The organism is Halalkalibacter hemicellulosilyticusJCM 9152, assembly GCF_000513115.1.
Classification (GTDB): Bacteria; Bacillota; Bacilli; order Bacillales; family Bacillaceae_D; genus Halalkalibacter; species Halalkalibacter hemicellulosilyticus.
On record NZ_BAUU01000013.1, the window covers coordinates 40,887 to 64,268 of the forward strand.

Annotated in this window: 20 protein-coding genes, 4 tRNA genes and 3 pseudogenes; 17 read left to right on the forward strand and 10 right to left on the reverse strand. The window is 37.6% G+C overall.

The features are described from left to right. Positions 1-5: 5 nt before the first annotated feature. From JCM9152_RS09530 to vrrA, 3 genes are all read right to left on the reverse strand, one after another. The gene (locus JCM9152_RS09530; RefSeq protein ID WP_035343593.1) at positions 6-947 is read right to left on the reverse strand and encodes a 4-hydroxy-3-methylbut-2-enyl diphosphate reductase; all 942 of its coding nucleotides are present in this window, start codon (positions 945-947) and stop codon (positions 6-8) included. 128 nt (positions 948-1,075) lie between these two features. Continuing rightward, positions 1,076-1,570, reverse strand: coding sequence for a CarD family transcriptional regulator (locus tag JCM9152_RS09535; protein ID WP_035343596.1), 495 nt, complete (start codon positions 1,568-1,570; stop codon positions 1,076-1,078). Positions 1,571-1,863: 293 nt separating this feature from the next. Further along, on the reverse strand, positions 1,864-2,262 hold the full coding sequence (gene vrrA, locus JCM9152_RS09540) for a VrrA/YqfQ family protein (protein WP_052015814.1): 399 nt from the start codon (positions 2,260-2,262) through the stop codon (positions 1,864-1,866). 298 nt (positions 2,263-2,560) lie between these two features. Between vrrA and JCM9152_RS09545 the strand changes: the two genes are divergently transcribed. Together JCM9152_RS09545 and JCM9152_RS09550 are read left to right on the forward strand one after the other, a co-directional pair. Beyond that, positions 2,561-3,907, forward strand: a complete 1,347-nt coding sequence (locus tag JCM9152_RS09545; RefSeq protein ID WP_035343785.1) for a DEAD/DEAH box helicase — start codon at positions 2,561-2,563, stop codon at positions 3,905-3,907. A 25-nt stretch (positions 3,908-3,932) separates the two neighbouring features. Continuing rightward, positions 3,933-4,835, forward strand: coding sequence for a deoxyribonuclease IV (locus JCM9152_RS09550; protein WP_035343599.1), 903 nt, complete (start codon positions 3,933-3,935; stop codon positions 4,833-4,835). A gap of 206 nt (positions 4,836-5,041) precedes the next feature. On the opposite strand, the gene JCM9152_RS09555 is transcribed toward JCM9152_RS09550, so the two are convergent. Continuing rightward, complete coding sequence (locus tag JCM9152_RS09555) at positions 5,042-5,296, reverse strand: DUF2624 domain-containing protein (protein ID WP_035343602.1); 255 nt, start codon at positions 5,294-5,296, stop codon at positions 5,042-5,044. Between the two features lie 253 nt (positions 5,297-5,549). Between JCM9152_RS09555 and JCM9152_RS09560 the strand changes: the two genes are divergently transcribed. Then, positions 5,550-6,620 carry a two-component system sensor histidine kinase NtrB gene (locus JCM9152_RS09560; protein WP_052015816.1) on the forward strand — a complete coding sequence of 357 codons (1,071 nt, stop codon included), beginning with the start codon at positions 5,550-5,552 and terminating at the stop codon, positions 6,618-6,620. Positions 6,621-6,654: 34 nt separating this feature from the next. On the opposite strand, the pseudogene JCM9152_RS09565 reads toward JCM9152_RS09560, so the two are convergent. Further along, positions 6,655-8,774 (reverse strand): annotated as a pseudogene (locus tag JCM9152_RS09565) (RNA degradosome polyphosphate kinase). A gap of 67 nt (positions 8,775-8,841) precedes the next feature. Further along, positions 8,842-10,389: an exopolyphosphatase gene (gene ppx, locus JCM9152_RS09570; protein WP_035343604.1), complete on the reverse strand. Its 1,548-nt coding sequence runs from the start codon at positions 10,387-10,389 to the stop codon at positions 8,842-8,844. A gap of 166 nt (positions 10,390-10,555) precedes the next feature. Between ppx and JCM9152_RS09575 the strand changes: the two genes are divergently transcribed. The 5 genes and pseudogenes from JCM9152_RS09575 (at position 10,556) to JCM9152_RS09595 (ending at position 13,743) form a co-directional block, all read left to right on the forward strand. Beyond that, positions 10,556-11,326, forward strand: coding sequence for a metal ABC transporter ATP-binding protein (locus JCM9152_RS09575; protein ID WP_035343606.1), 771 nt, complete (start codon positions 10,556-10,558; stop codon positions 11,324-11,326). A gap of 4 nt (positions 11,327-11,330) precedes the next feature. Next, positions 11,331-12,184: pseudogene (locus JCM9152_RS09580) on the forward strand (metal ABC transporter permease). After that, positions 12,177-13,007 (forward strand): metal ABC transporter permease, encoded by an 831-nt coding sequence (locus JCM9152_RS09585; RefSeq protein WP_035343608.1) that lies wholly within the window; start codon positions 12,177-12,179, stop codon positions 13,005-13,007. The pseudogene JCM9152_RS09580 and the gene JCM9152_RS09585 overlap by 8 nt, the downstream one beginning before the upstream one ends. A 46-nt stretch (positions 13,008-13,053) precedes the next feature. Then, positions 13,054-13,467, forward strand: a complete 414-nt coding sequence (locus JCM9152_RS09590) for a Fur family transcriptional regulator (protein WP_035343610.1) — start codon at positions 13,054-13,056, stop codon at positions 13,465-13,467. Positions 13,468-13,533: 66 nt separating this feature from the next. Continuing rightward, a complete protein-coding gene (locus JCM9152_RS09595; protein ID WP_035343612.1) occupies positions 13,534-13,743 on the forward strand; it encodes a DUF1540 domain-containing protein in 210 nt (69 codons plus the stop codon). Positions 13,744-13,888: 145 nt separating this feature from the next. On the opposite strand, the gene JCM9152_RS09600 is transcribed toward JCM9152_RS09595, so the two are convergent. Beyond that, positions 13,889-14,479, reverse strand: a complete 591-nt coding sequence (locus JCM9152_RS09600; RefSeq protein ID WP_035343614.1) for a nucleotidase — start codon at positions 14,477-14,479, stop codon at positions 13,889-13,891. A 147-nt stretch (positions 14,480-14,626) separates the two neighbouring features. Here JCM9152_RS09600 and JCM9152_RS09605 point away from each other — a divergent pair, with 147 nt between their 5' ends. Next, the gene (locus JCM9152_RS09605; protein WP_035343616.1) at positions 14,627-15,121 is read left to right on the forward strand and encodes a DUF4190 domain-containing protein; all 495 of its coding nucleotides are present in this window, start codon (positions 14,627-14,629) and stop codon (positions 15,119-15,121) included. A gap of 50 nt (positions 15,122-15,171) precedes the next feature. On the opposite strand, the gene ispG is transcribed toward JCM9152_RS09605, so the two are convergent. Then, the gene (gene ispG, locus JCM9152_RS09610; RefSeq protein ID WP_201768792.1) at positions 15,172-16,269 is read right to left on the reverse strand and encodes a flavodoxin-dependent (E)-4-hydroxy-3-methylbut-2-enyl-diphosphate synthase; all 1,098 of its coding nucleotides are present in this window, start codon (positions 16,267-16,269) and stop codon (positions 15,172-15,174) included. 202 nt (positions 16,270-16,471) lie between these two features. Continuing rightward, positions 16,472-16,828 carry a protein YqfZ gene (yqfZ, locus tag JCM9152_RS09615; RefSeq protein WP_035343620.1) on the reverse strand — a complete coding sequence of 119 codons (357 nt, stop codon included), beginning with the start codon at positions 16,826-16,828 and terminating at the stop codon, positions 16,472-16,474. A 111-nt stretch (positions 16,829-16,939) separates the two neighbouring features. Here yqfZ and JCM9152_RS09620 point away from each other — a divergent pair, with 111 nt between their 5' ends. From JCM9152_RS09620 to JCM9152_RS09630, 3 genes are all read left to right on the forward strand, one after another. Beyond that, entirely contained in the window at positions 16,940-18,172 is a 1,233-nt protein-coding gene (locus JCM9152_RS09620; RefSeq protein ID WP_035343622.1) for an MFS transporter, read from the forward strand. A 117-nt stretch (positions 18,173-18,289) separates the two neighbouring features. Beyond that, the gene (locus JCM9152_RS09625) at positions 18,290-19,174 is read left to right on the forward strand and encodes a DUF1002 domain-containing protein (RefSeq protein WP_035343789.1); all 885 of its coding nucleotides are present in this window, start codon (positions 18,290-18,292) and stop codon (positions 19,172-19,174) included. Positions 19,175-19,369: 195 nt separating this feature from the next. Then, positions 19,370-20,017 (forward strand): NfeD family protein, encoded by a 648-nt coding sequence (locus JCM9152_RS09630; RefSeq protein WP_035343624.1) that lies wholly within the window; start codon positions 19,370-19,372, stop codon positions 20,015-20,017. A 204-nt stretch (positions 20,018-20,221) separates the two neighbouring features. On the opposite strand, the gene JCM9152_RS09635 is transcribed toward JCM9152_RS09630, so the two are convergent. Beyond that, positions 20,222-20,881, reverse strand: a complete 660-nt coding sequence (locus JCM9152_RS09635; RefSeq protein ID WP_035343626.1) for a DUF1189 domain-containing protein — start codon at positions 20,879-20,881, stop codon at positions 20,222-20,224. 280 nt (positions 20,882-21,161) lie between these two features. Here JCM9152_RS09635 and JCM9152_RS09640 point away from each other — a divergent pair. The 5 genes and pseudogenes from JCM9152_RS09640 (at position 21,162) to JCM9152_RS09660 (ending at position 23,344) form a co-directional block, all read left to right on the forward strand. Continuing rightward, positions 21,162-22,800 (forward strand): annotated as a pseudogene (locus JCM9152_RS09640) (Na/Pi cotransporter family protein). Between the two features lie 200 nt (positions 22,801-23,000). Beyond that, positions 23,001-23,075 (forward strand) — tRNA-Asn (locus JCM9152_RS09645). Between the two features lies 1 nt (position 23,076). Beyond that, positions 23,077-23,153 (forward strand) — tRNA-Met (locus JCM9152_RS09650). A gap of 11 nt (positions 23,154-23,164) precedes the next feature. Beyond that, positions 23,165-23,241 (forward strand) — tRNA-Ile (locus tag JCM9152_RS09655). 10 nt (positions 23,242-23,251) lie between these two features. Beyond that, a tRNA-Ser gene (locus JCM9152_RS09660) sits at positions 23,252-23,344 on the forward strand. The last annotated feature ends 38 nt before the right edge of the window (positions 23,345-23,382 follow it).

Sequence of the window (23,382 nt, forward strand, 5' to 3'; positions counted from 1 at the left end):
AATGCTTATTTCACTTTTACCTTAGGCAGAATTTTCTTGAGATTAATTTCTCGTTGTATTTCCCATGTCGCTTCTTGATTGGTATCATATTGCTCTAAAAAGGTAATAACTGCTTTCGTGATAGGTGTAGGTGTAGAAGCTCCTGAAGTAACTCCAACAGTCTCGACGTTTGAAAGCCACTCCAATTTCAATTCAGATAGATCTCCAATTCGATAAGCCTTCGTACCAGCAATTTGTTCCGAGACTTGAGCTAAACGATTTGAATTGTTACTTTTAGGATCACCTACTACTATAACAAGGTCGCACTCCTTTGCTTGTTCGGCAACTGCTTCTTGACGAACTTGAGTCGCTAAACAAATTTCATTATGAACTTCAGCATGGGGGTATAGCTCCATTGCCTTTTTCATAATGTCACTTACATCCCATTGACTCATGGTCGTTTGATTTGTAATGATAATTTTAGAAGCGGTTAGTTGCAATGTTTCTACATCTTCCACAGATTCTACTAAATGGACTGCTTGTGGAGCAACGCCTATGGCGCCTTCAGGTTCAGGGTGGCCTTTTTTTCCAACATAAATGAACTCATATCCTTCAGCTTGCTTATCTTTAATGAGATCATGAGTACGAGTAACATCAGGGCACGTTGCATCTACAATGGTTAATCCTTTTTCTTTTGCGAGCTTACGGACTTCTGGAGAAACACCATGAGCCGTAAAGATGACTGTACCTTTATCGACTTTTTGTAAAATGTCTAAACGGTTTGGCCCATCTAAAGAGATGATTCCTTCCTCAGAAAATGCATCTGTTACATGCTTATTATGGACAATCATTCCAAGAATATAAATAGGTCGAGGTAAATCAAGGTTTGCTGCTGCTTGGCGAGCAAGTACCATTGCATCGACAACGCCGTAACAGTAGCCTCTTGGAGATATTTTCTTAACATTCATAGTTTTTGGCCTCCTCGTTGAATTCCAACGGTATACAAAGACAATAGAGATGCTCCAATGATTAGTTGAAACATCTCTATGCTTATTTATTCTTTTAGTATAAAGGAGTTTATCGAATGTGACAATCCTTACGCTTGTTTCATTTCAAGTAAAGCATCATCAATAAATTCGTATGCTTGCTCTTCAGACATATCATTGACGAGAACAAGCTCACTAGCGATCATTTGACGGGCTTTTTGCAGGTGGTTGCGATCTTGAATGTGGAGACCGTTTGCTCTTTCTGTCTGTTTACGTGAAAGAGATGATATTAAGTGTGCAGCATCGATGATACTTCCACTTTTTAATAAATTTTCGGTTTCGCGAGAGAAATGACTTGTAGTTGGCGGTAAGTCTGGTCCATTTTGTAAGGCTTCTATAAGTGAATCTAGTTCGGATTGATCAATCACCTTTCGTAAACCAGAATCATTAATACGGTTTTCAGGGAGCATTAACGTCACATCAACAAGTGGAAAATGAAGAATGTAGTAGGAAAGGATTTCACCTAATACGTCTTTCTCTTCAATATCCTTTATTGTTCCAGCTCCGTGGAAAGGGTAGACAACATGGTCACCGACATTAAACATGGGCATTCCTCCAATCAAGTATTATCTTTATTATACCAAAAAAAATACAAAAAGTAAATTTTACTACTGATAGGGTTTGTTTGTCAATTACTAAATTTTAAAAAGTCTATTCTAATCCTATGCAAAAATCATTTAAATATACAATTTTGGAGCAGGAATTCCATTGATTGTCGTTTGATTGTTTGATTGATTAGATCGTTTAGAGGTAACTTCTTCTTTTATCGTAATAGGCATGGTTGTTTCTGACTCGGAAGTAGAGCTGTTCTCATCCTCGATACCTTCGTTGCTGACTGCTATTTCGCTGTCATCTGAACTATCAGACTTCGCATAATCTTCCATATCATCGGCATATTGCGGATTAAAGGGCCATACTGTTGAACCATTGGCATGACTTGTTGTGTTAGACCGACTATTCGTTGAGCATTTGTAAGCATCGTTGTTAAATTCATTCCACTACCTGTGGCAGATGAAAGGCCACTCCCCATTAAGCCCCCCATTGTTTGAGAAGCTCCGCCACCTAAACCGAAAAGGCGGGATAATAACCCACCACCAAACCCGCCACCACCTCCACCGGAAAAAAGAGATCCTGCTGCTGACCCAGGGAAAGTTGAAGGAGGCGTTGGTGGAATCATATTACCTGTCATTGCTGATTGCATAGGAATTGAGCCAAATGGTGGTCCAAATTGATGCATAATCGAAACTCCTTTCAAAAGACATGTATTAAATAAACGGGATGTAAGTTATTCAGGTGAATAGTGTCGGCTTCGTACGTTGTACATTGACCTGAAGTAAGGTTACGTTCAGGTCAACTCAAAATCATAGTAGTGATTGCGTGCGATGCAAGTGAGAAAAGCTGCTACGCAATTTTCTTATAAGATTCCTTATAAATAGTTATATGCATATGTGATACTTGCTGTGATTATAGCCAAGCTATAAAAGAGTATGGTAAAATGAACTATTGCGATGATGCAGGAGAAAGTGGGAATTGATATGAAAGCAGATAATTTTAAACGATTTAACCTAAAATCATATTTAATTGAAGCGTTAAGTGAACAAGGGTTTCAGCTTCCAACGGATATTCAAGAGCGTCTTATTCCGGCAATAAAGAATGGAAAAGACGTGATTGGACAATCTCAAACTGGAACGGGAAAGACGTTGGCTTTTCTATTACCGATTATTGATAAGATTGATCTATCAAAACATGAGGTGCAAGCTGTCATTACAGCGCCTACAAGGGAGTTAGCATCTCAGCTTTTTAATGAATTAAAGAAGCTTGTTGATGTCGCAAACGAGGAACAACGTGTACATGTAAAGTTATTAGTCGGTGGGACGGATCGACAACGAATTGTTGAAGGGATGAAAGTACAGCCTCAAATAGTCGTAGGGACGACAGGTCGATTAGCGGATTTAGTGCAAGATCAAGTTCTTCATGTTCATACAGCAAAAATGCTTGTTGTCGATGAAGCTGATCAAATGCTCGATATGGGCTTTATTGATGATGTGGATCGAATTGCATCTAGGATGGATGAACAGCTGCAAATGATGGTGTTTTCTGCGACGATTCCTGAAAAGCTACAGCCTTTCTTGAAAAAGTATATGAATGATCCACGTCATGTACAAGTTCAACCTAATCAAGTAGCAGCAAAGAAAATAGAACATCGAATTGTACCGTTACGTCATCGGGCAAAATTAGATTTTGTTGCGGAGTTAGCAAAGTCAATTAATCCATATTTAGCGATTATATTTACAAATACGAAGGAGCAGGCTGATGAGGTTGCAAATAAGTTGCTTCATGAGGGCCTAAATGTAGAAAGGTTGCATGGTGGATTACAACCGAGAGCACGTAAACAAGTGATGAGACTTGTTAATGAGGTGAAGGTTCAATATTTAGTTGCAACAGATCTAGCAGCTAGAGGGATTGATATTAAAGGAGTTAGTCATATCATTAATTATAATTTGCCTCAGGACTTAGATTTTTATATTCATCGTGTTGGCCGAACGGCACGTGCAGGCGCAGATGGCATTGCTTTTACTATTTTTGAACCAGAGGATCAACAGGCGATTGAAAAGTTAATAAAGAGAGGGATTTCATTTACGTACGCTGATTATAAGCAAGGTAAATGGATCATGCTCGATCGACCACCATTAGGGGTTCCAGGAAAGAGAAAAGGTGTCAATCGTCAAACAGTAGATAGCCGTCCACATAAGAAGGTGGCGAAGGTAAATACAGGTGGGAAAGCTGTTGCTAAGCCTAAAAAAGTAAAACCAGGATATAAGAAAAAAGCAAAACGATTACAGGATGAACAAGCAAAACGACAAAGAAGACAGAAAAAATAGAAATGCTTAAAGGGAGAGAGAAATGATGACATTGAAAATTGGTTCGCACGTATCAATGAATGGCAAGAAAATGCTATTAGGTGCAAGTGAAGAAGCTGCCTCCTATGGTGCTACAACATTTATGATCTATACAGGTGCTCCTCAAAATACAAGAAGGAAAGCCATTGATGAATTAAATATTGAAGCAGGGCAAGAGCATATGGAACAAAACGGAATGTCTGACATTGTCGTTCATGCACCTTACATTATTAATATTGCAAATACAACCAAGCCAGAAACATTTGAATTAGGTGTTCGCTTTTTGCGCTCTGAAATTGAACGAACAGAAGCGTTAGGCTCAAAGCAAATTGTACTTCATCCAGGCGCGCATGTTGGCGCAGGTGCAGAAGCAGGGATTGAAAAGATTATCTCAGGGTTAAATGAAGTGTTTGAAGAGAAGCGTGATGTCCAAATTGCGTTAGAAACAATGGCAGGAAAAGGTTCCGAATGTGGGCGCTCATTTGAAGAGTTAGCTGCTATCATTGATGGTGTTACTCATAATGAGAGGTTATCTGTTTGTTTTGATACATGTCACACACACGATGCGGGATATAACATTGTAGACGATTTTGATGGTGTATTAGATCAGTTTGACCGTATTATTGGATTAGATCGATTAAAAGTATTACATGTAAATGATAGTAAGAACGAAAAAGGCGCAGCGAAAGATCGCCACGAAAATATTGGTTTTGGTCATATTGGTTATAAAGCACTTCATTACATTGTGCATCACCCACAATTAAAAGACGTTCCCAAAATTTTAGAAACGCCTTATGTTGGTGAAGATAAGAAAAATAAAAAACCACCATATAAGCATGAAATAGAGATGTTAGCAAAAGGGGAATTTGAAGATAATTTGCTTGAAAAGATTATCAGTGCAAATGGATAGTAGCATCCTATTTTAAATAAGAAACGTTTAGTCTATGCGAGGAAGCGGACTAAACGTTTTCTTATAATTTAAGAATGTATAAATTAGGGAGAATCGAGGAAGGGGTAAGGGAATTCGCGGGGCGTCAGCTCCGCTCGTTACACGTTATTATGAAAGAATTCCAATATCATAATAACTGAAACCGTTGTAACGGCTCCACTCAACGCTTATAAAAATTGCTTCAAAAGTTGCTGGATTACGGATGTGACATATGGATCAACCTCTGTTTGGAGACGGTGTAACAAGCGTTCGAGTTGTGCTTGATCAGCGACATTAATATGTTCTGAACGTAAAATAGAGATAACCTTATCGGCCTGTGATTTACTTAAAGCAACGTTATATTGCTTTGCTAATTGAACAAGCTCAGGCGATGTGATTGAATTAACCTTCTGATTAACAAGCTGTTGCATAATACTATTCATCAGGACACCTCTTTCAACATACGTAATGATAAAATGGGCTACTCTTTATGTGTTTAGCATATGAAAACGATCATAAATGGTGATTCAATCAAAAAGTATAATTCGAAAAACTAGAAATAATTTAAGTGAAAAAAAGGGTTTTCTAGAAAGTTAGTCGAAAGTTTATTAATGAATACATGTGCATGTATAGCCTTGTTAATTTGTGGAATGTGATAGGAGTTTTACAAAGGTAAAAAAAGGAGTGCGATATTTAATGGATGCATCTCAAATGAATTCGATCATATCCATAAAAAAAGATCATTCGAATGAAAAAGACTACAAGCTGATGGAGTATCTTGGCATTCCTTATCTTGAAGTAAATAACCAGTTGTATATTGTTAAATGTCATGATTCGGTTTTAGAATCGTTACGTCTTGAAGAAAATAATGTTGTAAACAAATCATTAACTGAAATGGAATTGAGTCATCCGATTTTTTCAGGTATGAAAACTGCTACAAAAAAAGTATTGTTGAGTGGAGAACGTGTGACAGTAGAGTGTGAACTAGAAGAAAATCTTTACTCTGTGAAAGCATTACCTTACTCAATGGATCGTGTGATCATTTGTATAGAAGACAAAAGCTTACAAAAGCAGTTTCAAAATTTATTAACCTTTCATCATCAAATGGAAGCGGTGTCACATATTGCCGCAGGTGTTGCTCACGAATTACGTAATCCATTATCGGTCATCAAAGGATTTATGCAGCTATCGAATTTAACTAATGATTACGAAAAATATTATGCCACTATTTTATCTGAACTTGATCGCATGAATGCGATTATAGAAGATTTTCTTTCGGTATCAAAGAAGAAGAGTGGAAGGAATATCCATTCACCATTGGATATTATGCAGTCGTTAGTCGAGATTATGAAATCAGAATGTTTATTGCATAACGTACATTTATCGTATCAATTTATTGAGACAGAGGTTAAAGTTCTTGTTAATGAGTCAATGATTAAGCAAGTCATGTTAAACCTATTACGGAATGCAATTGAAGCTTTTGGACAGGAGCACGTAGAACGCCGGTTGCATATTCAGACAACTTTAAATAACGAATTCTATACGATATCAGTTGAAGATAATGGAAAAGGCATTCCTGAGGACGTTCTTGCCCAAATTGGTCGCCCTTTTTTCACTACGAAAAAGAGTGGAACAGGTATTGGAGTGGCACTTTGTAAAAAAATAGTTGAGGATCATGGGGGGAGCTTTCAAATTAAAAGTACGTATAATGTAGGTACCACGGTGACGATTACGTTACCTACCCATATGGAAAGGGAAAGCCAATGAAAAAAGGAAGCAAAGACGGAGGAACCGTCTTTGCCTATTCAGCGTCACTTATAAAAAAACGGGAAGCCATTTCATAGAAGTACAGTTGACTTTGTATTGGCTGTTTTTGAGCGGGGCGTTCGATGTATTGATAATCTCCATCGGGTTTTTGTTCACGTGCTTTCATATTATCCATTAAGGTGAGTTCCAAAATATCTTTAATTCGCGATTGAATGGCAGGTGAGATAATCGGAAAGAGAATTTCGATTCTTTTTTCCATATTGCGCGTCATCCAATCTGCTGAAGATAGGTAGAACTTTTCCTTTCCACCATGATGAAAATAAAAAATGCGGCTATGTTCAAGAAAGCGGTCAACGATGCTAATCACGCGAATGTTTTCACTTACACCGTCGATACCTGGGCGAAGACAGCAAGTTCCTCTAACAATTAAATCTATTTTCACCCCGGCTTGAGAGGCCTCATATAGTTTTAAAATTAACGGTTTATCAGTAAGTGAATTCATTTTGGCGATGATTCGTCCATTTCCTGATTCGAGATGAGCTTGAACCTCTTGTTCTATAAGCATAACGAACGTATCGCGAATATCAAGTGGAGCAGTAGATAGGAAGTGCCAATTAGGCTTTTCACTATAGCCGCTTAAATGATTGAAAAAGTTCGTAGCATCAATGCCGATTTTTTCATTTGAAGTTAAAAGACCCATGTCCGTATACAGTTTGGCAGTCGAATCATTATAATTTCCTGTACCTAAATGAACGAAGCGTTGAATTTGACCGTGATCATGACGTACGACGAGCGTAATTTTACTGTGTGTCTTTAAGCCGGTTATGCCATATATGACATGAACGCCAGCTTTCTCTAGTTTCTTTGCCCATTGAATATTATTCTCTTCATCAAAGCGAGCTTTTAATTCGACGAGGACGGTCACTTGTTTTCCGTTCTCAGCAGCGAGTGCTAATGCATGAATAATCGGTGAATCGCCACTCACACGATAGAGTGTTTGTTTAATAGCTAATACATTTGGATCATCAGCCGCTTTAGTCATGAAATCAACGACAGGTTGAAAGGACTCATAAGGATGATGTAAGAAAATATCTTTTTTGAGATAGCATCAAAAATATCTTCTTCACCAATTAAATCCTCTGGTGGTTGTGGAATCCATGTTTCATTGGCCAAATGTTCATGTTCTTTAGCGAGCTTTTTATAAAGCTTAAATAAAAAGGTTAGATCTAAAGGTCCTTGTAACGAATAAATATCGTTCTCGTGCAATTCAAGTACATCTTGTAGTAAATGGAGAACATTTTGATCCATCAGTCCGTCTTGCATTTCAAGACGGACTGCCTCGCCCCATTTTCGTTTTTTTAATTCCTTTTCAATTTCACTTAATAAGTCTCGTGCACCCTCTTCATGAATCGTTAAATCGGCATTTCTTGTTATTCGAAAAGGTGAAACAGATTTCACAGTATATCCTTTGAATAATTGATAGATAAAATGGCTAATGACATGTTCAAGTAGTATATATTGTTCCTTACCATTTGATTCAGGTAGCTTTATATATCTTGTAAGTACAGCTGGCACTTGAACGATAGCGAGCTGGTCACGGTCTGATTGCCCATGCTTTGATAATAAGACAGCGAGGTTTAAGCTCTTATTAAGAAGCATTGGAAAAGGTCGATAGGCGTCTATAGCCATTGGTGTTAAAACTGGGAAAATGTAGTGCTGAAACTTATCCTCTAAGAAGGAAAGTTGTTTGACATCACATTCATCAATAGATAAGAATTGAAACCCTTCATGGTAAAGCATTGGTAGCAATGTTTCAGTAAACACATTATCTTGTAATTGCACTAAAGCGTGATTTTTTTTCGAGATGCGAGCAAGCTGCTGCTTAGGTGTTAGTCCAGCTTTGTTTTCAGGTTTATTAAATCCTGCCTTTACTTGGTCTTGGAGTCCAGCCACTCTGACCATAAAAAATTCATCAAGATTTGAGCTAAATATGGCTAAAAATTTAAGTCGTTCTAACAGAGGATTTCGCTCATCAATAGCTTCTTCTAATACACGTTCATTAAATGCAAGCCAACTTAATTCTCGATTGTTATAATAAGCCGGGTTTTCAAGGTCTATCATTGTTTTTTTAGTATTATTTTGACTTTGCACCATGTAACTCAACCTTCCTCTACAGTTCATTACTTCATTTTAACATTTGATTGTAAATTTTATGTAAAGATTAGCGAGATAGAACGGTAGCCTCTTGGAAATGTAAGACAAAGGATTGTTTTAAAGCTTTTTCTAAATGTTTTATATTTTTGTCTGCATAAAATTGTTCAAAGTAAGGATCATTCTTATAAAAAATAGGAATGACGTAGCTTGTTTTCCCTTTTTTTATTTTTCCGATATCGATAATAGCTTTTTGATGGGAACAGTTAAGGACATAAGCGATTTTTAATATAGCACCTAATGTTTCATATAATTTCATATCCATTTTAGATAAAAGCTTTTTGAAAGGCTTCGCATATGTTTGTAACTGAGATTTTGATTTGAAGGAAGCAAGTAAAGCGATTGCGAGCCGTTCTTGATGACTTAAACCATCAATCGTCATGTTTGTTAGTAAGTAAAACGTATTTTGACTACTCGCTTCCTGATTAATGTATTTCCCCATGTAAAAAACATTCGCTCCATAGCGAAGGATACGTAACGTTTCATCTTCATTATGCTTTACTATAAGAGGTGAGAGTTGTTCATATAATTTCTTTGCAATAAAATGAATTTGATTAGCTTGATCCAATGGTATTTCATAGGATTGTGCTAATTGAAAAAAACTTTCCTCAGCAACATTAGGAAAAAAGGTTGTCTCCATTTTACGTAGTAATTCTTCATAAAAGACACCATCTCTTAATCCTTTACGACTCATAATAAATGTTTCGGCTTTCACATAATGAACTATAGATGCGATTACTTCAGCTGCAGGTATAATAATGTCAGCTCGATCTTTTGATAAACCATCAATTGTTAAACGCTCAACATAATTGGTTCGTTGAAGCTGCTGATTCATTTGCATGAGATCACTTGTTGGGTATTCATACTGATGGATCCCTGTCAGTGGATACTGTGACTGTCTTTGATGTATCAAAGATATATTACGAGCGCTTCCACCAATGCCAATAACGGATTGTACAGTGAGCTTTTTTAACCATGATAAAGTCTTGAGCTCATTTAAAATAAATTTCCGCAATAACTGAATTTGTTTCGATTGCGACTGATCAGATGAAAAAAACTGCTTTTGTAATGTAACGGCGCCAAATGGAAAGCTGTGATAGTGAATGAGCTTTCTGTTGTTGAAATAGGTTATTTCTGTACTTCCGCCACCGATATCAATCGTAAGTCCGGTTTCAATTGACATCGAATTAACGACTGCTAAGTAACCATAAAAAGCCTCTTCATATTCAGATAAAATTTGAATGTCGAGGTTTAGTTTCTTTTTTATTAATTTGATAATGTCTTGTTTATTTTCAGCTTTACGCATTGCTGCAGTAGCAATGATCTGGACATTTTTAATGTTGTGGGCGTTCAATATGGTTTGGAAGCGAGATAATGTATCAAGAATCAATTGAATGCCATTTTCTAATAAAACCCCTTGATCATCGAGGTGAGAGCTTAATCGTGCAACGGTTTTAAAATTATATAGCTCCTTATAACGACCATTTTTTTCTATTTCATTGATGACAAGACGTATCGAATTCGAGCCCATATCAACGATTGCAAATAAAGTAGACATGCTAGCACTCCTAACCAAATCAGTTTTAAAAAAAATTTATGAGGGAACTTTTCATTAGTATAGCTTATGGGTGGACAGATGACAAAAAAGGTCTATAATAGGAAAGGATACAAATTAAATCGTAATTATTCTTACTCAATTATATGAAAAAAGAAGGTGGACAAAGATGACGAAACAGCAATTAAATGTAGCCATTAAAATGAATCAAGTTTCTTTTCGTTACGATCATCGAAATGTCCTTGAGGATATATCTTTTACTGTACGGAAGGGAGCCTTTTTAGGGTTAGTTGGACCAAATGGCTCTGGTAAATCTACACTTATTAAATTAATGCTTGGCTTATTACCGATGCAACAAGGTCAAATAGAATTGTTTGGTACGAAAGTGTCTAAATTTCGTATGTGGGATAAAATTGGGTTTGTTTCACAAAAGGCTAACAGTTTTAATAGTGGTTTTCCTGCTACTGTATTTGAGGTCGTATCAATGGGATTGTATGGAAAAGTGGGGATGTTTCGTTTTTTAACAAAAGCGCATAAGCAAAAAGTTAGAGAGACGGTAGAATTAGTAGGGATGAGTGAGTATCTTCACCAAAATATTGGCGAGCTTTCTGGTGGTCAGCAGCAGCGTGTCTTCATCGCTCGTGCCTTAGTAAGTGACCCTGAGCTTCTTATCCTTGACGAACCGACAGTTGGTGTTGATGTGAATAGTGTCCAGCAGTTTTATTCCTTGCTTGATCAATTAAATCGTGAAAAAGGGATTACTTTGATTATGGTGACTCATGATATTGGGGCAATGACGGATCATGTAACAGATGTCGCCTGTCTTAATAAGTCTCTTCATTTTCATGGCAACACAGCCGAATTTGAAGCCAATCAAGACTTATCGGCCTTTTACGGTCATGACGTACATTTGCTCACTCATAATCATGGAGGGCATTAACGAAATGATTGAATTGTTTTTACGGTACGAGTTTTTACAAAATGCACTATATGCAGGAATATTGATTGGCTTTTTGGCTCCGCTATTAGGTGTCTTCCTTGTCGTGAGGCGACTATCTCTAATTGCAGATGCCTTGAGTCATATTGCGTTAGCTGGAATTGCTGCAAGTTTATTTATCGGTAAGACATGGCCTCAGCTTCCCATTGCTGGCCTTATTCGATGGGGATGTTCTTTTCGGTTATCGGTTCGTTGCTCATTGAGAAGCTAAGAACCGCTTATACGTATTATAAAGAAATTGCGATACCGATTATTTTGTCAGGTGGTATTGGGTTAAGTGTTGTTTTTCTTTCATTGGCAAATGGATTTAATAATGATTTGTTTCAATATTTATTTGGAACTGTGATGGCTGTTAGTAGACAAGATGTTTGGACGATAAGTGTCATTACAGGCGCTGTCTTAATTGTGATTATATTATTTTTCAAGGAATTATTCTTTTTATCCTTTGATGAAGATCAAGCCATTGTGTCAGGAGTTAATCGAAAGCTCGTTCATTTTATTTTTATTGTGCTGGTGGCTTTAGTCATTGTTGTTTCGATGAGGATTGTTGGAATTTTACTCGTATCAGCGCTTATGACGTTACCTGTAGCTGCAGCGATGCGATTTGCCAAAGGCTTTAAGCAATTATTTATTTATTCGATCGTATTTGGTGAGCTTTCAGTCATTGTTGGTCTTATTTCTGCCTTTTATCTCGATGTTGTACCTGGTGGGATGATTGTGATGGTAGCGGTTTGTATCTTACTTCTTTCACTAACGATAAAGACGACAATCAAGAGAAAGAAGGTCGAATTATATGATTGAATTATCATTTATTGAACGTGGGATCGTTGCAGGAGTGATTATTGGCTTGATAGCTCCTATTATTGGTTCGTTTTTACTCGTTCGAAGAGTGTCTGTTATTTCAGAATCGATCTCACATATTACGTTAACGGGAATATCAGCAGGTGTTTTGTTAGGAACGATGAGCCACTGGTTTTCATCTGTTAGTCCTATTTTCTTCGGTTTATTGTTTGCGATAGTAGGCGCTCTGTTGACAGAACGTCTCCGAACGATTTATAAGGATTTTCAGGAATTAGCAGTTCCGATTATTTTGTCTACAGGGATTGGATTAAGTGCGATTTTTATTAGCTTGGCAAGGACAGGCTATCAGGAATGGTATTCGTATTTGTTTGGAAGCATTGTCAGTGTAACAATGGGTGACATCTATTTTATTTTAGCAACGACATTTGTCATTCTATTGGTTGTTTTATTTTTATACAAAGAGTTTATCTCCGTATCATTTGATCATGAGTTTGCGAAAACATCAGGGATTCCTGTGCGAGCAATCAATTTAATTTTTGCCATTTTAACAGCATTTATGATTTCGATGTCGATTAAAGTCGTCGGTATTTTGTTAATAGGTGCTTTAATTGTCATTCCCGTCGCAACGAGTATTCAATTAGCGAAAAGCTTTAAGCAACTAATGATTCTTGGGATTATCTTTGCTGAACTTGCGGTATTAATGGGAATGTACCTTTCTTATCAGTTTATGATTGCTACAGGTGGGATGATCGTGATTGTTGCTTTGTTTATTCTTACTTTGGTGTTAGTATATAAGAAAGGAAAGCAGGTACTAGTTAAATAAATCGTCATTTATATACAGGCTACATCGGTAAGAGGAGTGATAAGGAATGAATGTAACTGAAGCAATGAATTGTCTAAAGGAACGTGGATATAAGCATACAGGTAAACGTGAGGACATGCTACATTTATTTGCGAATGAAAAAAGGTATTTATCGGCAAAGGATGTGTTAGAGTTCTTACAGCCTGATTACCCAGGTATGAGCTTTGACACGATTTATCGCAATTTAGCTTTGTTTTCAGAATTAGGAATATTGGAAACAACAGAATTAGAAGGTGAAAAACGATTTCGTTTTACATGTTCTACGAACTCTCACCATCACCATTTAATCTGTTTAGAATGTGGCAAAACGAAGCATATTGATAACTGTCCAATGGATTCCATTTCAAGTTCATATCCAGATTTTGAGGTGACAGGACATAAATTCGAAATTTATGGTAAGTGTGAAGATTGTAAGTCATAATTCCATCTCTTCACACGAGAGATTTCCCTTCGCTTGTACAAGCTAAGAATTAGGAGGGGGATACAAATGGCCAAACCGGTTGTGAAGTGTCATGTATCAAACTGCTCTTATTGGGGAGATGGAAACCGCTGTCAAGCGGAAGCAATTTTAGTGGAAATGGATGCGCATGCACAACGTGACTATTCTTCAGAGTTCAGTGAAGAATTAAGTGAGCAAACAAATCATGCAGAGGAACCTGCCCAAACGTGCTGTCATACGTTTCAACCGAAATGTTAACATTATGTGAGGCTTTTTCTTAGCCACACTCCAGACTGTAGACAAAACGCCTTTGAGAATCATTTCTCAAAGGCGTCTCTACGTTATTTCGTCTGTTTTTTGTTGACACTGGAGGATGTGTGTTTCTCCACTGACGGTTAGCTATTTATTGTCGCTGTAGCGCTTGCTCGGCTAACCACTTTTCCACCCATGCCTTTGCCTCTAGCCAATTTGTAGCACGAATGACGAGTTCAGGTGCTGGTAGGCGATTGTAGGGGGTATCTAATAAGATGACTGGAATTTGAAACTCTTCAGCGATCGCGACTGCATTATCATGCTTGTCTTCAAAAAAGATATCTATTCGATGTTCTTTAATGGCGTCGAGTTTATCGTGTTTGCCGACTAATTCAATGTGATCAAATGGTAGTTGTTTTTCGGTAAACCATTGATGGGTAATACTAGTTAAATACTTCCTTCTTGCTGTAATGTAAATAAGGTCATGTTGTTTGTCCCATTCGTGTAAAATCTGTTTTGCATTCATTGCAATCGGAGCTTCTGAATAGATCGTTCCTTCAAATTGTCCCATCCAATCCCAAAATTGTTCTTCCGTAATGCCTAATATTGACGTTAAGTCATATTCAATTAAATGATCTAGCGTTAAATTTTTTTTGAAATGTTTATTTAGGTAGGGAATAAATGTATTTGGATCAGTAACTGTCCCGTCAATGTCAAATCCCATACGCATTTTCTTGTTCATATTTATCACCTCAACACTATTTACCTTACAGTAATTTTGCAGCAAGGTCTAGTCATCAATTTCTAATGTTTAACAACGATAATTTTGAAGAGAATGAGTCATACTAAAACTGTTCCCCGAACATATCTCAAAAAGGAGGGACTCCTTATGGCAGAAAATAAAGGGCCAAATCAAAATGAGCCTGTTCGCTTAGTTGATGATAATGATCGCTCATTAACACTGGTCAATAACCATGTTGAAGGTCGAGACAACGGACAAGGTTTGAGCTCAGAACCGAATGATGAATATAATTCAGAAGCAAACTACGAGGAAGAGTATGCTCCTGAATATACGTATGATGAGGATTACGATGAGGAAACAGCGATGGAATATGCAAATGGGATTGGAATAGATAGACGCTCTGAAGATGTAGAAACAGATGAAGCTAATCCTAATGATGCAGCTGCGGGGCGTGGCGTCGGTACATTTGCGATCGTACTTTCGATCTTGTCATTGTTTTTCTTACCGGTATTGCTTGGAGCAGCAGGTATTGTTGTTGGGTTTATTTCACGAAGAGTTGGATCAAATGCAATGGGGAATTGGGCAATTGGTATTGGTGCGGTTTCCATTATTATGACCGTATTCTTTTCACCATTTTTCTAGCGGGAGATCATGAAGAAAGGGAGTGCATCAGCACTCCCTTTCGCATTGAGTTAGACGGTCGTTTCTTCTTCCGCTTTTTTGGCAAAGTATTCTTCTGCTATTTTATCGACTTCTTTTTTAAGCTCATCAACCATTGTTTCTTCTGGTACTTTACGAACAATTTCACCTTTACGGAAAAGCAATCCTTCTCCACGAGCACCAGCGATACCGATGTCGGCTTCACGTGCTTCTCCTGGTCCATTTACAGCACATCCGAGAACGGCTACTTTAATTGGAGCTTTAATGGTAGAGATATACTCTTCAACATCATTGGCAATGCTTATTAGGTCAATTTCGATTCGACCACATGTAGGGCAAGATATAAGAGTTGCTGCATTGGCTGCTAATCCAAATGATTTTAATAATTCTCTAGCGACTTTCACTTCCTCTACAGGGTCGGCACTTAACGAAATTCGAACCGTATTACCAATGCCTAAGTTTAGAATAGCACCTAGACCGGCAGCGCTTTTTACAGTACCAGCAAAGAGTGTTCCAGATTCAGTAATACCGAGATGAAGAGGATAATCAAATGATTTTGCTGCTTTTTCATATGCTTCTATCGCTAAATTCACATCGGATGCTTTCATCGAAACGATAATGTCATGAAAATCAAGATCCTCTAGAATCTTAATATGATGGAGGGCACTTTCAACCATTCCATCTGCCGTTGGATAACCATACTTGTCTAAAATACGTTTTTCTAAAGAGCCTGCATTGACACCAATTCGAATAGGGATTCCTTTTTCTTTTGCTGCTTTTACGACAGCTTCTACTTTATGACGTCTACCAATATTTCCTGGATTAATTCGAATTTTGTCAGCTCCGCCTTCAATGGCTTTTAGGGCTAGCTTATAATCAAAATGAATATCCACTACGAGCGGAATGTTAATTCTCGCTTTAATGTCGGCGATCGCTTCGGCTGCTCGCATATCCGGGCATGCCACTCGGACGACTTGACAGCCGGCTTCTTCAAGTCGATTAATTTCTGCAACCGTCGCGTCTACATCATGTGTTTTCGTGGTTGTCATACTTTGAATGACAACTTCATTATTTCCACCAATCGTCAAATTTCCGACCTTTACGGGACGAGTTTTTGTACGATGAATTATTTCGGTCATTGACCAATCGCTCCTTTGTTTTGAAGGGAAACCTTCACAAATTCCTAAGACAGTCTTATTCATTTTATCAATGACTTGTTTCATTTGGCAAGGATAAAACTAACTGACTTAAAAATTTCCAAAATAAATGGTCTTTATGAGGTTGTACAAAAAGGGTGCGAGTAGATTGGTTATGACATGTATAGATAAGTGGTTAAGGATAGATTGGAAACAAATATTCGTGTCCAACTTGCATTTCTTCAGGTTCAATACCATTTAATTGTTTAAAATCAAAAATAATTTCTTGGATCGTTGCTGGAATCGGTCCTGTATGTAAATGCTCGACGATAGAAAGAACGGTTTGTCCATGCTCTACTTGAATAACTTCGTATGGTTCATCGTTTGATGTAATGACTTCTTTTGTAGGCACTTCATTGTTTTTTGTTTCTGTCGAAAGTTCTTCTAGTTGATCTCTTTGAGAAAGTCCGTTGGGTAATGTACCAATCGTTAGATCATAATAAGTGCTGTATAAAAAAATGAAAATAAAAATAAATGCCAACAGCCTTTTCATATGCTTGTCCTCCTCGGTATTCTCTTACTAAAGAAGTATATGATTGCAATGAATGATTTATGCTTATTATGGAAAAAAATTCTTCGTATAATGAATAAGGTGGTGAATAAAGTGATTAATAAGGTTTCCAAAATGTCATATACACTATTTTTCATTGGCTTATTGCCTTTTATCATGGTAATGGGAAATTCTTTATTCATTCCACAAGTGCCATTTATTCAACAATCATTTCAGTTAACAACCGTTGAAAGTGGTTGGTTTTTAACGAGCTTCTCGGTTCCTGCTGCTTTTTTTGTTCTAATTGGGGGAGTCGTTTCAGACCGTTTTGGTCGGAAGCGGATTTGCGCTATTGGCTTGCTTCTCATTATAGGTGGGTGCATCCTCTCAACGATTGCATTATTTCATGTGAGTACTTCATGGAACGTTCTTATTGCTGGACGTATCATCCAAGGGATCGGTGCTGGAATCGTAAGCCCATTGGCGATGGCTTTTATTGCTGAATTATATAGAGGGAAAGAACGGTTAAAAGCGTTTGGTACAATTGAAGTGTATAATGGAGTTGGGAAATTGATCAGTCCTATTATAGGAGGTTTTATATTACTCTTAACGTGGAATATAAGCTTTATTTTATATTTGGCTATTTCACTACTTGCATTAGCAGGCCTTTTTATTTCGATACGAAAAGAATCAATAACGAACTCGTCGCTTTCACTGAAAAAGGTCGTTCACTCGCAAAAGCAATTGTGGCGAGAGCACTGGCGTTGGCTTCTTCCAATTACGTATGGTGGGGGAGTCGGAATGTTTTTGTTGTTTGGTTATTTATTTTTTTTATCGTATGTATCAGAACAAGCTTCGCCTTTTCCTAGTGAATGGAATGGAGCCGTAATTGCCTGTCCTCTTATAGGGCTAACGGTATGTTCCTATGTAACAGGGCGATTTTTGAAAAATAGTACGGATATGTACAAACAGATGATGATTTATGGTGTGATGCTGATGATTGCTGGAACATTAGGACTGTTTGCTCGTGAAAGCTTTTCATTAATCGTACTAGCGATGTTTTTCTTTGCAGCTGGTCTTGGTATCTTCTTGCCTGCTGCTAATGCGGCACTAGCAGCTATTGTGTCAAATGAAACGAGAGGTACGGTCTTTGCAAGCTATTCAATGATACGATTTTTAGGTGTCGCTTTAGGGCCTGTTATGTTTGGTATTTGGATGACAAATGTCGAGCAACTTATTTTTAATGCTTTCTTTTTTATAAGTGGACTAGCTTTGTTTATGATGATGAGCTGGCGCTGTTTTCCGCTTGGACATGATTGTGATCACGAGAAAATGTCACATATATAAGTTGAAAATAAGTCTTAAGTCCCTTTTTTTATTTGTGAAAAAGGTGTTTCTTTAAAGAATAGATCATGGATTATTGATCTATGATGGAAGTATGAATGCAGAGGAGTAGTGAAAATGATGAAACGAATGATAACAAAAAGCTTTTTGTTCTTTTTAATAGGACTTCTTCTTCTACCAACGATTCTACCTGCTGTTGCGTTGGCAGATGCAATGCCTGGTGATGTGATTGTCACGTTAGGTGAGGATTTAAGTGAGTCACAACGGCAGCAGCTAATGAATGAAATGGGCGTGACAGAAGACAACCTCATTGTCTATGTCTCCAATGAGGAGGAGCATCAATATTTAGGAAGCTACATTAGTGCTAGTAGAATTGGGACGAACGCTCTTTCTTCATCAAAGATTACGTTGTTGGAAAGTGGAGAAGGTCTTTCGGTCGAGACGAATCGAATTGATTGGATTTCTGATGAAATGTACATGAATGCCTTAATTACAGCAGGTGTAGAGGATGCAGAAATTTATGTAACAGCTCCAATTGATGTTTCGGGTACAGCTGCTCTAACGGGACTATTAAAAGCGTACGAAGTAGCAATGGAGATTGAAATACCTGAAGAGCAGAAGCAAATTGCCAATGAAGAGATGGTGAAGACTGGGGAGCTCAGTCATACGATCGGTGCTGAAAATGCGACGGAATTAATGAACCGAATTAAAGAGGAAATAGGAGATCAGCCGATTGAATCAGAAGAGGATCTTCGTGCGCTCATACAACGTATTGCTAATGAAATGGGTATTACACTAACAGATGAAGAGCTTAATGGGCTTATTTCGTTGTTTATGCGAATGAAGGATTTAAATATTGACTGGAACCAAGTACAAAACCAAATTAATAAAGTGCGTGATAACTTAGGGGATTATTTGAACCGTGAAGAAACGCAAAGCTTTATTCGTAGTGTATTGGATTTCTTTAGTCGTCTTATTGATGTGATAAAAGGCTGGTTTAGTTAATCATTACGATTGATGTGGAAGACATTGTTAGAGGTTGTTCTTAAAGGGGCAAATAGCTCCTTTGGACAACCTTTTAATATGTGCGAGACTCTTTTTTGATTGAATATGAATTGTTATAATTAGATTTGAACGTAAGTGAAACCAATTAATGTGATGAACGTAAATAATAGTGTAGTGAGAATAGGAGGTGGAATGATGCAATGGTTAGATTCTGAAACAATTGGCTTTTTATTTGTATTTTTAGGTACGTTATTTTTGATTGGTGAATTGTTTGTGAAGGCGAAAGGGATTTTTGCCATTCTTGGTGTTGCGATTATGGCGACTTTTTTCTCTTATCATGTTTCAGTAGATGCAGGTATGTGGGTCGTTATTTTATATGTTGTAGGATTATTACTCATTATTATAGACGGGAAGGTTATTACTGATGGTACGGTTGCACTTATAGGTGTTGTCTTAATGATTGTAGGTCTAGCAATTCCTTCACCGACCTTTCTCTATGGTGTATTTGTTTCGATGGGGTTTATCCTTGGTGGGTTCAGCTCGTTGCTCTTCTTAAAAGTATTTCCTTCAAGGAATTTATGGGCAAGGATGACCTTAAAGGATCGACTAACCAGTGACTTAGGGTATAATTCAATTAACGATGAATATAAAGAGCTTGTAGGAAAGAAAGGTCGAACATTAAGTCCATTTCGCCCTACTGGTTCAATTGCCATCGAAGGACGTCAGTACAGTGCAACAAGCGGCGGACAGTGGCTGGAGGCCAATGTAGATATCATTGTCGTATCAGTTGATGGAACCCGAATTGTCGTGAAACAGATTGATGAGAACGAAGAGAAAGATTAAAAAAGTCGCAACAGCTAGAATATAGCTGTTGCGACTTTTTTTAGTCAAAATGAAAAACGTTATCAAAAATTCTTGTCCCGATTACTTTAACGAGTATTTTTTAATTCCTTTTGCGAGCTAGAGGAATTTGACGAATACTAAGAGCAATCATACTCATACTAACAATGACATACCAAATAATATGAAGATCGATTATTAACGTATCTACCAAAAAAAGACAAGGGTCGGCAATGTGATCGCATGTGCGGTTATACTCCAAAGATGGCGATATTCAAGGTTGCGTTTTTGCCGAATAGATAGAGCAAGAAACGCTAATAGAGTGATTCCTAAATAAGCAAAGCCAGATAGAATAGCATAAAGGAATAGAGTGATAATGACTAATAACAGCGGTATAAAACTATGCAGCTGTTCTACATGATCGATGATGTCTCCTTCATTTACACCATTTAAACCTAATAGAGAGTAAGAGACAGTAAATGACTCGTCATAATTAATGATATGCAAAGAGTGCTGAGAGAATACAATTCCGCGACTGTCGTCTAAGTTATCCTCTGAAAAAGATCGATGTGGGTCAAAAAGAAGCGTCCCGAGCTGATCGTTCTTTAATTGGAAATAGGGTATATCTTCTTCTAGTAATAGTTCGCCATTCTCAATAGAAAAGGATGGTAGTCCTAAATGGATCGTATCTTTTAGTTGTTGCGCGGAATGATAGATCGACGTATTCATCATAAAGAAATATGGAAGACTTGCTAAGAGCACGAATAAAAACACATGACCAATGGTTGAAGTGATAGGACGAAAACGGCTATAAGCGATTACTTTAAATTGAGTCAGACATTTATAAAACCAACTGAAAAAGTTCATACGACATTCCTTTCCGAATTAACGATACGAATATATATTATCAAAACTTTAACATAGAGTCAGTTTTTAGTTAGTAAAAATGTGATCTTTTTGATCAAAGTCGAGCTTGAAATAAGCCTTTTATGTAACTTCTTATAAAATGGTAAAAGTAATTTAAATTATTTCTCACTTTTGTGTTTACAAACGGTGACGAAATACTTAATAATAGACTAGGTGTCCATGTTGAGCTTTGTCGAATATATAGATAAAAAAAGAAGCGACATGACTTTCAAATGAAGGGATGAGGATTTTGGATTTACAGACGCTCTTGTTCATGTTTTTTGGTGGTCTAGGCATTTTCTTATTCGGTATTAAATTTATGGGGGATGGTCTACAGAAGGTAGCTGGGGAGAGATTACGTGATATTCTAGACAAATTCACAACAAATCCTGTTATGGGGGTTTTTGCAGGAATATTTGTAACAGTTTTGTTGCAAACAAGTACAGGAACGACTGTTTTAACGATTGGATTAGTGAACGCCGGCTTTATGACATTAAAGCAAGCGATTGGTGTTATTATGGGGGGCTAATGTAGGGACAACCGTTACGGCCTTCATTATTGGAATTAAAATTTCCGCTTACGCATTGCCGATTATCGCATTCGGTGCAGCGCTTATTTTCTTCTTTAAAAATAAAAAAGTAAACAACTTTGGACAAGTCATATTTGGCTTTGGGGCTTTATTCTATGGTCTTGAATTAATGGGAGATGGCTTGCGCCCAATTCGTGATTTACAAATGTTTGCTGATTTAACGGTTAGTATGAGTGCTATGCCTCTTTTAGGTGTTTTGATCGGTACAATATTTACAGTCGCTGTCCAAAGCTCAAGTGCCTCAATTGGGTTATTACAGCAGTTATATGAACAAGGGGCTATGGGATTAGATGCGGCATTGCCAGTCTTATTTGGTGATAATATAGGAACGACGATTACAGCGATATTAGCCTCAATTGGAGCGTCGATTGCAGCGAAACGTGCTGCGTTAACTCATGTCATATTTAACTTAATTGGAACGATTATCGTTTTATTAGTGTTTTATCCTTTCTTACATTTTGTTACGTATTTATCAGTAGAACTAGGCTTAAATGAACGAATGCAAATTGCTTTTGCACACGGTATTTTTAATGTGTCAAATACATTAATTCAGCTCCCATTCGTAGCCGTATTGGCGATGATTGTGACGAAGCTTATACCAGGTGATGAGATCAGCATTGAGTATAAAGCAAAGCATCTTGATCCTCGTTTCATCGGAAGTTCACCAGCGATTGCTTTAGGACAAGCGAAGCAGGAAGTGTTACGGATGGCTGAATTTTCGGAAAAAGGTCTTCATGAAGTCAGCCAATATTTGGTGAACGGTCAAAAACGTCATGCTGAGATTGCGGTTCAATTTGAAGAAGCGATAAATAATTTAGACCGAAAAATTACCGATTATTTAATTCAAATTTCCTCAAGATCATTATCTGATCAAGATTCGAAGCTACATTCGGTTTTGATGGATACGGTTCGAGATATTGAACGGATTGGCGATCACATTGAAAACATTGTCGAGCTTAAAGATTATCAAAAAGCCAATAAGGTCAATTTAACGGAAAGTGCAGTAGATGATTTAAAGGAAATGTGTGATCTAACTTTGTCTACTCTAAAAGAAGCGATTCAGTCATTAGAGCTCCTTGATCATGATATGGCGAATTCAGTCATTGAAAAGGAAGAGAAAATTGACAAAATGGAAAGAAAGCTTAGAAAGAAACATATTCAACGTGTCAATGAAGGGAAATGTACAGGGTCTGCCGGAATTGTCTTTGTTGATATTGTTAGTAATTTAGAGCGGATTGGTGATCATTCAGTTAATATTGCCGAAGCAGTTATCGCAGACGATCATCATTAATGACTTCAATGAATGGGGAGGCGTCTATAAAGAGTTATTTTGGACGCCTCTAATATGAAAGCATAACGATTTTTTTGAAAGTGGTTGTCACTTTGATGCATTTATGGTACTTTATGAAAGCAGTGTTAAATGAGTTTTGAAAAAATGATTGACACTATAATTAGCCCATGTTATTATAATTCTTGTCTTTCTGAAAATGTTCCACAATAGCTCAGTGGTAGAGCTATCGGCTGTTAACCGATCGGTCGTAGGTTCGAATCCTACCTGTGGAGCCATGGCGGTGTAGCTCAGCTGGCTAGAGCGTACGGTTCATACCCGTGAGGTCGGGGGTTCGATCCCCTCCGCCGCTACCATTATACATAAAGGACCCTTAGCTCAGTTGGTCAGAGCAGTCGGCTCATAACCGATCGGTCGTAGGTTCGAGTCCTACAGGGTCCACCAACTTATTTATGGAGGAATACCCAAGTCCGGCTGAAGGGATCGGTCTTGAAAACCGACAGGCGGGTTAAACCGCGCGGGGGTTCGAATCCCTCTTCCTCCGCCATACATAAGAAATGATAAGGCGCCTTTTAAAGGGGCTTT